A 9,873-nucleotide genomic window follows, 5' to 3' on the forward strand; every position below is an offset into this window, starting at 1 on the left:
AAAATTTGTTGTGGGATATGTATGAAAGTGGCTTTAAAAAAGGGGTAATAATAAATGAGTAATGAGCTGCAGATGGGCAACAGCTCGCAGGGTATAACTCAAAACAAAAATCTGCGCGCTAAAGACATGGTTCCCCCAAATGTAACCGTGATTCTTCCCATCTATAATGAGGAGGTTTCAATAGGTAGCATGGTTTTACAGAAGCAGGAACTAGCTGATAGAGCAATTGTTGTGGACAATTCGTTAAAGAGTTGTCGATATAATGACCAATTGCTTGAAATAAGCACATACTTCTTAACCTCACTGCATGGTTCGTTTGAAAATTCAGAACTAAAAATAACAAATTAACTTTTTGATCTGGTGCTTTCATGAAATTAGTAGTAATGATTCCTGCTTACAATGAAGAAAAATCAATTGCCTCGGTTATAAAAGAAATTCCCCGCAACTGCTGTGAAGAGGTTGAAGTTCTGGTTATTAACGATGGCTCTGTCGACAGAACTGCACAAGAAGCTAAAAAGGCAGGTGCAGATAAAATTATCAGTTTCAAGAGAAACAAAGGTCTTGCTCCTGCCTTCAAGGCGGGCCTTCAGCAAGCTATTGAAATGGGTGCCGATATAATAGTAAACACCGATGGAGATGGGCAATACAATGGAGGAGAAATCCCTAAACTAATAGAGCCCATTCTTGCAGGTAGATCCGATTTTGTCCTGGGTTCCCGTACAAAAGGCCATATTGAGTACATGCCAATCCAGAAAAAAATTGGAAATCAAATTGCAACCTTCATCACCAGAATGGTCTCAGGTTTCCCTGTTTCTGATGCCCAGTCCGGTTTCAGAGCCTTTTCCAGAGACTGTGCCTTGCGCCTGAATGTCATGGCTGATTACACCTATGTCCAAGAAACCCTTATCCAGGCCTCACACTATGGGCTTGTGATTGAAGAAGTCCCCATAGAATTCAGAAGAAGGGATGGTCATTCCCGCCTTATTTCAAGTATATGGAAATATGCCAAGAGAGCAGGGGGTACAATTGCAAGGGGTTACAGTGATTTCCATCCTCTTGAGACCTTTTTTGGAATCGGTATTTTCTTTATTTTTGTAGGCCTGATTTTTGGGAGTAGAGTACTATTAGGATATTTTGAAACAGGAGTAGTGTCAGGGAATTTGCCTTCAGCTGTGCTAACAGTTTTGTTAATACTCATTGGAGTCTCCACAATGACTCTTGGAATTATAGCTGATACCCTGAGAACTCAGAGGATGGTCCAGGATGAGATTTTGTATAGATTGAAGAAACTGGAATATGAAAATAAGACTTAATTTATTATCACAGTTGTTGGTTTTTATGGTTGATAATATAAATGCTGGTGTTATTGGAATGGGAAAGATGGGTATTCTACATACGGGAATACTCAATAGTTTGAATGGTGTCAATGTAAAAGGAGTTGCAGAAAAACAGGATCTTATTTTGAAACCAATAAGGCAACTATTACCTTCTATTGGCACATATAATGATTATTTAGATATGATTAAAAAGGAAAATCTCGACCTGATATATATTACAACCCCAACATCATTCCATGCAAACATTGCGTTAGATTGCTTAGATCATGGTATTCCCTTTTTTGTTGAAAAACCTCTGGGTATTTCAGTTGATGATTGTAAACCTTTGATAGAAGCTGTCCGGAAAAAACCAGTAATAAATATGATTGGTTATTCAAAGCGTTTTGTGGATACCTTTACAAAAGCAAAGGAAATCATCGACAGTGGAATTCTTGGTGAGCTTATTTATTTTAATTCTAGTATGTATGTTTCTCAGTTATTCTCAAAGGGAAAAGGTTGGAGATATAAGAAAGAAGCAAGTGGAGGAGGAGTTTTAAGTACTCTAGCTGCTCATCTTGTAGACCTACTTGTCTGGTTTTTTGGTGAGGTCTCTCTCGTTGAGGGTCACACAAAATCCTATTACTCAAAAGATGTGGAGGATTTTGTTCACGCTTATCTTCTCTTTGAAGGAGGACTGGGCGGATATATGGATACATCGTGGAGCGTCAGAAACCACAGGCTTCCTGAAATAAAAATAGAGGTTCATGGTGAAAAAGGAATGCTTGTAGTTACTGATGATTATGTAAAAATATATACTGATCAGGAAGCAAGATGGAAAAACTATTATAAACAGGATCTTTACGCAGGGGTTGAGTTTGACCTTGGGGGTCCTGAATACACCAGAGAAGATAGACATATGATAGAATCAGTAAAGCAGAAGCAGGATACAGGACTCGACATACTTGAGGGATTCAAAGTTCAGAAAGTTGTGGACGGAATATATAAATCAGCATCAACTAACTCTGCAGTAGAGGGTGATGAACTATGAGTATCGATCCAATCATTCTGGGCCACAACCAGTTCGTAGGTGTGGATCATTTTTCTCAGGACCGTGCAAGAGACAGAGTGCAGCTTTTTAGCGACAATGAGAAAATTCTCAATGTAGTAAGGGATTTCTATGAGCTTGGTGGAACTGGAATGATGCTTTCCACGCATCCTAGAACGAAGTCGATACTGGAAACTATTGGCTCGGATCCGGTTTTGTCAAAGAACCTGAACATGTATCCTCTAATTCCTTACGCTCAGGGTTATGTAAGAAAAGCTAATGAGATGGGCGTTATCGGAATGCTTAAAGATATCCTTGAACCTGCCAGCACTTCTACAAAACTCAAGATTCTGTTTAAAGGCGGAATGAATGTTTTGAACCAGGATTTTTTTAATATGCTTTCGACATTTATTGACGTAGAAATGCTTCCTTTTAATGAATTCAATGTAAAAGCGGTTTTCTTACATAACGTTCTGACAGACCTTGCTCTTTCCATGAATTCGCAGAAGATATTTGAATTCTTTATTGATCATATTAAAGAAAACTACAACGCAATTCCAGCCTTCGGGACAATGAATTTCGCAAGGCTTGTGGAGAGTTTTGACGCGTGGGGCATAGAAAAGCCTCTTGTTATGACTTCCTTCAATAAAGCAGGCTTCCAGATGAATCCTTCTCGAGAAGAATGTGAGAGGTGCCTGCGTGAATACGATGTGGATGTACTGGCCATGAGTACGCTTGCAGCAGGATATCTAAAACCAAAAGAGGCTTATGAGTATCTGTTTTCATTACCCAACATTAAGTCGGCAGTTGTAGGTGTATCCTCAAAGGAACATGCAGAAGAAACCTTTGGTATCATAAAAGGGTACTTAAAATAATAACTCTGCGAATGGGCTTAAATATGTTTGATAAAGTTAAGGTATACATGGTTGGGGCATTACCTCCATTAACTTGGAATAGTTCATATTCTTTGGAGTTAAGTAGGGCTTTAGCTCAGTATATAGATCTTGAGTTTTTATCATTTAAAAAACTTTATCGTTATTATATCCTGTTAAGGATGTTGAAGGCAAAATTTTTACTATTTCAGATGATAATGAAAAATTCAAGATCAAAAAGTATATAACTTGTTATAGTCCCTTCGGCTGGGTTCATGCAGGTATTTTATAAGCTTAAAGTGTTATGTAGATTGTAGGCGATTCACTATGAAAATATTGGTTGATATTGTACATCCAGCTGATGTCCATGTTATCAAAAATTTTATCTGGGGAATGGAAAAAAGAGGGCACAAGATTCTTGTAACTGCAAGACAGAAAGACGTTGCAATCAATCTTCTCGATGCTTACAAGATAAAGTATACAACTATAAGTGAAGCTAAAAAAGGTTTGTTAAACCTTGGTACGGAATTGATTACTAGAGACTTAAAGTTGCTCAATATTGCAAGAAAATTTAATCCGGACATGTTAATTGGGCAAACGTATCCTTCTGTTACGCACGTTGCTTGGCTCTTGAACAAGAAGAGTATTGTGTTTACTGACACGGAGCATGCAAAGCTTGTTAATTATGCCTCTTTTCCTTTTGCATCTTGTATCTGTACTCCTAAATGTTATACTAAAGAATGGGGCAAGAAGCATGTTCGATACGACAGTTATCAGGAACTTGCATATCTGCATCCCAATTATTTCATACCCAATCCAGGAGTTCTTGAGGAAATTGGGTTGAACGAAGATGATACTTTTATCGTTATGCGTTTTGTTGCTTGGGCTGCCGGTCATGATGTCGGACATAGTGGTCTTACTATGGAAGACAAAAGGAATGCTGTGAAAGCTTTTGAGAAGTATGGTCGAGTTCTTATTACTTCTGAAAGTCCATTGCCCCCTGAATTTGAAAAATATCGAATTACTGTCCCTCCGGAAAAAATTCATAATTTGTTATATTATGCGACTCTTCTTTACGGTGAAAGTGCAACAATGGCTTCCGAGTGCGCTGTACTAGGAACGCATGCAATCTTCTGCGATTATGCAGGTAGAGGATATACTGATGAAGAGGAAGAAAAATACGATCTTGTCTATAACTTTAAAGATGAAAGGACAATGGGTAAGGAATCTTTAAAAAAAGCGCTTGAATTGCTGAATAGTTCCGATCTAAGGCAAAAAGGAAAGAAAAAAGGAGAACTCTTGTTGCGGGACAAGATTGACGTAACAGCATTTATGGTGAATTTTATAGAAAATCAATTAAAAATTTAATTATTTTAAGATAGATATTATGAATATTTTACTGTTTCCAACGTAGTATCAACGGTGATTTTTATGAATATACTAATAATATCCCCTTTTAGAATTTATCCTATATATTCTGGTTTTTCAACTCGGGTTTATAATTTGACTAAACAACTTTCTAATTTTAATTCTATTTTTTTGTTTTATATTGATTATTATAAAAAGTACCCGGCTCCAGATAACTGCAATTTTCTCCCAAATGTAAAAAAATGTTCTTTTAAAGTACCAACTAAATTTATGCAGCTCTTAGATCCGTACTTGATTTTGAAAGGTATTGATGTAATAAAAAAAGAGAAAATTGATTTAGTTATTGCTGAAGGTATATGGGCAGGACTTCATGCAATGATTTTTCGAGCTCTAACAAAAGTTCCATATTGTCTTACTGAACATAACGTAGAATATGTACGATGGAAGCGTATGGGAATGAAGTATCCTGGTTTATTGCGGGTATTCGAAAGATATTGCTGTAAGTTTTCAGATAAGGTATTTTGCATGTCTGATGATGATCGGAAACAAATAAATAAGCTTGGAGTGGAGCTCAAAAAAACTGTTGTTATCCCAAACGGATATGATCCTACGATTTTTTACCCTAACAATAAGAACAAAAAGGCAGTCCGAGAAGAAATAAATGTAAATGATGAGACACCCCTTATTCTATTTTCTGGAAATTTTAGTTATAAGCCAAATCTTCAAGCAGTAAGTATAATTCATGATACATTGGTTGATAAAGTATTGAACAAAATTCCAAATGCAAAATTTTTAATAGTTGGCTCTCATCCACCCCTTCAATATAAACATAAAGGAATTATATTTACCGGTTTTGTTGATAAAATTGAAGATTACATAAATGCTTCAGATATTGTGATCGCTCCTTTAGTAAGTGGTGGTGGAACCAAACTAAAAATTATAGAAGCAATATCGTGCGGCAAAGTTGTCATAACCACAGATATTGGTGCAGAAGGACTGGTTGGAGGAAAAACAAATAATTTTTTAGTAATTACAGATGATTGGAGTCAATTTGCTAATGAAATAGTATCTATTTTAAAATCTCCTATTAATAATAAAGTACCAGAGGAATTTACAGAAAAGTTTTCTTGGAACAGAATTATTAAAAAAATAAATAATGAAATATGTGGAATCTAAAAGATATTAGTCAATTTAGACTTTTATTAGTTTAATATGTAACAATATTTATCAAATATTATGTTACACATGATATACTAGTTGGTTGGATTATATGATAAATTCTATCAAAGAATTAGTTCCATATTTAATAGTACTTACGCTAATTATATGTGGATATATTTTTACAAAAATAGATAAAAACAATATCCGTTCAATAGACGGCGGTTTTGCATTTGTTGGATTTTTATTTGGAATTTTTATGTTGTTCATGAATCTATTATATGTTAGTATAGACTTATTATCACTGAGTCCTATTATAGCAATTACATCAGTATTATATTTAAAATATCGAAACCGTCTTTTAAGTTCTAACCTAGATTTTAATTTTGACCTCGGACAAAAAAATGATATAATCATTCAGGTTATTTATTGCGTTTGCTTTATCTTGGCATTAGTGATATATTCGCAATCAGAACCATATTATCGTCCACCTTCCTTTTTTATTTTCATTTCACTAGCTACAGCACTATTGGGCTTGGAAATAGTATCCGTAAAACTGAGTGTGAAACGTGTATATATGATAATTACAAATATTCTAATTCTCTCATTTATGCTCAGATACACGGGTTATTTTATTTCTCCGTATCCAGTAGGGTCTGATTCTTGGATGCATACAGAGTATATAAAAAATTTTTTAAAGTATCATTATATAATGGTCACTCCTGGCATATATGAGGTAAATAACCATTATACAAGATTTCCATTGTCTCATTTACTTTCGTGTATTTTTATATTAATTGGAAATGTGACTGTGAAACAATCTTGGTTTATCTGTGGAATAGCCCTTTTACTAAGTACGTTGTTCATATTTCTTATTGTTAAAAAGATAACTAATAATGAGAGGCTTGCATTGCTTTCAATGTTATTTATTAATTTTACTGACTGCAATTTGGAATGGGGAATTCAGATTATAGCAATGAGTTTTGGACTTGCAATCTATTCAATTATACTTTATTTATTATTTGAAAAAAGTACTAAAAATAGACAAATATATAGTTGTTTATTAGTTTTATATGCTTTTGTCATAATTTGGTCACATACCATTTCTGCATTTATTTCTCTAGTAGTAATACTTATGTTCTTTATTACACCTTTCATTTACAATAACATATATAATGAGAATAAATATTCATATTCACAAATACCTTTTACACTTTTTGCTTTATTTATTGTGTTGTTGGTTTATCACTGGATGAATTCAGGATATCCTTTTTTTGATATGTCCATTGAAAAGCTCGTCGTTTCACTGAATTCAGAAGCTGGCTTTTTGGATAATATATCATATTCAAACATTGTAGATAGGCCGGAAGCACTATTTGACTCGATAGGATTCCTTATTCAATTAATGTTTGGTATTATTGGAACATTATATTTCATGTCTAAAAAACATATAAACAAATATATGACTTTATTAATATTTATTTCATTAGCATTATATGGTGTTAGATATGGATTTCCGATACTTGGTATGAGAGATGTTATACCAGATAGATGGTCTGCATTTGCTTGTATTTCTTTCATTCCATTGGTAACTGTTGGATTTTTGTTGATAGCAAATATATTTCAAAGTAAAAATAAACAAATTTGTTTCATATTAATTGTTTTATTAACTTCTTCTTTCTTTATGACGTCAAACAACGTTTCAAATATCGATTCTCCTATATTTTCAAAAGAAACTGCTCAAAAAGATATTTGGACTTCTTCTGAGATGACACTTATAACAAATATAAATAATTTATATAATGGATTGATTATTACTGACTTACAAACAGGACTCAGACCATATAGAACATATTTAACAAGGAAAAATGTATCATATTATGATTTAAATCCAGGAAATAAATATAAGTTAAACAATGTAAATGATAGCGCAGTTCTGATTTGGAGATCATCTAACTTAAACAGACCTGTGCTAGTAAATATACACGGTAAAAGAACATTAATGTTGCTTGGAGTAAATTTTCAGAATAATCTCGATTCTGAATTCAATTGTATATATGATACGAAAGGTGCAAAAGCATATTTCCAAGAGTAAGAAAAAGCTCATCTTAAAACCAATTTTATTCTCAAAAATCAGTAAAGTTTCTTATTTTCCATGATCTGTGAAGCTAATTGATTATTCAGAACATGGACTCATAGAAGAAACTTTGAGTTTTGGGACGAGCTATTACAAAAAATGTGTTACTTCAGTACGTCAATAGTGGTTATAATATTCAGATACAGCTATCTGCGTTAATATTAGCGCCGCGAATTTATAGAAATATTGTATAGTTATAGTAACTCGTATAAAGGGTAATATGCAGCTTTACTTTATAGCTGCATTTTCATAAAACAAACGTAGGCTGAGAGGGTAGTTTTTGTAACTTACAGCATTGTCTGGCTTGAATAGACTACCACCCTCCACTCCTACGGCTCTCCGGCAATTTAACATGTTACAGCTATTTGGTTCTCGGCCTATAAATTAGTGTTGTGGGGCTCAGAGAAGTGTATTTGAATGTAGGAATTGATGTTGCTAAGAATGTGCATGAAGCCTGTATACTGACTGAAAGTGGAGAACAAATTGGAAACTTTATTCGAATTAAGAATTCAAAAAGCAGCATTCAGAAGTTCAGGGAAAGTATAGAATCAGCTTCAAGAGAATTAAATTTGATTCCAAGGATTGGAATGGAAGCAACAGGAATATACTGGTATTCAGTATATTTTGAACTTTCAAGAGATTATGAAATTCATCTTTACAATCCTTCTCAGATAAGGGGGTTTGCTGCTGTTAATATTAGGGGATCAAAAACAGATCAAATCGATGCAAAAACGATTGCTAGAATGCTTCAGTTTGGAGAATCACCAAAGGTTTGTTATGGGGATAAAACTAGAATAGAATTGAAAGAATATTGCAGATTCCGTTTCAAACTGAAATCAAAACTGTCTGATTTAAAGAAGCGTTTCGTGCGTAATGTGCATCTTATTTTCCCGGGATATGATCAGGTATTTTCCAGTGTATTTACCAAAACATCGATAGCAATCCTCAAAGAAGCACCAAGACCTTTGGATATGCTTGAAATGGGAGAAGAAAAACTCTTTGAACTGATGAAAACAGCAAGTCGAAATTATTATAGTCCTGATAAAACAAGGGAACTGTTAAGCAAGGCAAAGGATTCGATCCCTCCTGAATTCATTGAAGGGGTCTTATTGTTCGAACTGGAATCCCTACTTAAGCTGATTGAATACATGGAAGATCAGATCAAAGAAATAGAAATAAGAATTTTAGCGATATGGGAAACAGTGAAGAATAAGCATTTTATTCAGACGATTCCTGGAATCAGCAATTTAATGGCGGCAATTATCTGGGCTGAACTTGGAGACATTGAGAATTTCAGACATCCTGATCAAATAGTTGCCTTTGCGGGATATGATCCAAAGGTAAAAAGGTCTGGAAAAAAAGAAGTGATTTCAGGACCTAACAAAAGAGGATCAAAACTGCTAAGATGGGTTTTAGGAAGAGCTGTTGTACAAGCAAAGATGTCAAATCCTGTGATTGGGACATATTTCAACAAGAAAATCAGCGAAGGAAAGCATTACAATACTGCAATGTGTGCATCAGCCAAGAAACTTATCAGGATAATATGGGCTGTGGAAAAAATAAAAAGCCATTCCAAGTTTCAGATTAAAAAGAAATAGGGTTAATATGAAGTTTTATGAATAGCCGTAGGCATCGACGTTTCAGAGTAGTGATTAAGGAGTGGAGTATAAAAAACCATTTATAACATGTCTATTCAGCCACTGATAAAAAAGTATGTTTTGGAGCAAAATGCTTCAATTCTCAGGCTAATAACGGCGCTCCCTTGAGCGCCGTTAGAATAGCCTCCATAACATTCATTTCATTCTTTTTAATCGATGATATGTATGCCCTAATTCTGCAGTATGCGACCGCTCCTTCTATACTTCAGAAAGTTCCCGAAATTTTCTGTTGTAGCTTCACCATCCTGATATCCCGCTCTGCTTGATTGTTATCAAACGAAACTCTCAGGTAATTAAGAAACTTAAGAATCGGTTCCTT

At 34.4% G+C, this 9,873-nt stretch carries 9 protein-coding genes and 1 pseudogene; 9 read left to right on the plus strand and 1 reads right to left on the minus strand.

The features are described from left to right. The first annotated feature begins 54 nt into the window (after nucleotides 1-54). The 9 genes from FXW07_RS12105 to FXW07_RS12145 all read left to right on the plus strand — a co-directional run bounded on the left by FXW07_RS12105 (nucleotide 55) and on the right by FXW07_RS12145 (nucleotide 9,494). Complete coding sequence (locus FXW07_RS12105) at nucleotides 55-348, plus strand: glycosyltransferase (RefSeq protein WP_229395649.1); 294 nt, start codon at nucleotides 55-57, stop codon at nucleotides 346-348. Between the two features lie 20 nt (nucleotides 349-368). Then, nucleotides 369-1,313, plus strand: coding sequence for a glycosyltransferase family 2 protein (locus FXW07_RS12110; protein WP_229395650.1), 945 nt, complete (start codon nucleotides 369-371; stop codon nucleotides 1,311-1,313). Continuing rightward, entirely contained in the window at nucleotides 1,297-2,364 is a 1,068-nt protein-coding gene (locus FXW07_RS12115; protein ID WP_229395651.1) for a Gfo/Idh/MocA family oxidoreductase, read from the plus strand. Before FXW07_RS12110 ends, FXW07_RS12115 begins: the two co-directional genes overlap by 17 nt. Beyond that, a complete protein-coding gene (locus FXW07_RS12120) occupies nucleotides 2,361-3,236 on the plus strand; it encodes a hypothetical protein (RefSeq protein WP_229395652.1) in 876 nt (291 codons plus the stop codon). Before FXW07_RS12115 ends, FXW07_RS12120 begins: the two co-directional genes overlap by 4 nt. 23 nt (nucleotides 3,237-3,259) lie before the next feature. Beyond that, nucleotides 3,260-3,481, plus strand: a complete 222-nt coding sequence (locus tag FXW07_RS12125) for a hypothetical protein (RefSeq protein WP_229395653.1) — start codon at nucleotides 3,260-3,262, stop codon at nucleotides 3,479-3,481. Between the two features lie 79 nt (nucleotides 3,482-3,560). Beyond that, complete coding sequence (locus tag FXW07_RS12130; RefSeq protein ID WP_229395654.1) at nucleotides 3,561-4,601, plus strand: DUF354 domain-containing protein; 1,041 nt, start codon at nucleotides 3,561-3,563, stop codon at nucleotides 4,599-4,601. A 63-nt stretch (nucleotides 4,602-4,664) separates the two neighbouring features. Next, a complete protein-coding gene (locus FXW07_RS12135) occupies nucleotides 4,665-5,777 on the plus strand; it encodes a glycosyltransferase family 4 protein (protein ID WP_229395655.1) in 1,113 nt (370 codons plus the stop codon). Between the two features lie 694 nt (nucleotides 5,778-6,471). Next, nucleotides 6,472-7,854 (plus strand): hypothetical protein, encoded by a 1,383-nt coding sequence (locus FXW07_RS12140; RefSeq protein WP_229395656.1) that lies wholly within the window; start codon nucleotides 6,472-6,474, stop codon nucleotides 7,852-7,854. Nucleotides 7,855-8,309: 455 nt separating this feature from the next. Further along, nucleotides 8,310-9,494: an IS110 family transposase gene (locus tag FXW07_RS12145; RefSeq protein WP_229395657.1), complete on the plus strand. Its 1,185-nt coding sequence runs from the start codon at nucleotides 8,310-8,312 to the stop codon at nucleotides 9,492-9,494. A gap of 142 nt (nucleotides 9,495-9,636) precedes the next feature. Here the strand turns inward: FXW07_RS12145 and FXW07_RS12150 are convergent. Further along, a pseudogene (locus FXW07_RS12150) lies at nucleotides 9,637-9,873 on the minus strand (transposase); the annotation flags it as partial.

The sequence above is a fragment of the Methanosarcina sp. DH1 genome, assembly GCF_020804205.1.
Classification (GTDB): Archaea; Halobacteriota; Methanosarcinia; order Methanosarcinales; family Methanosarcinaceae; genus Methanosarcina; species Methanosarcina vacuolata.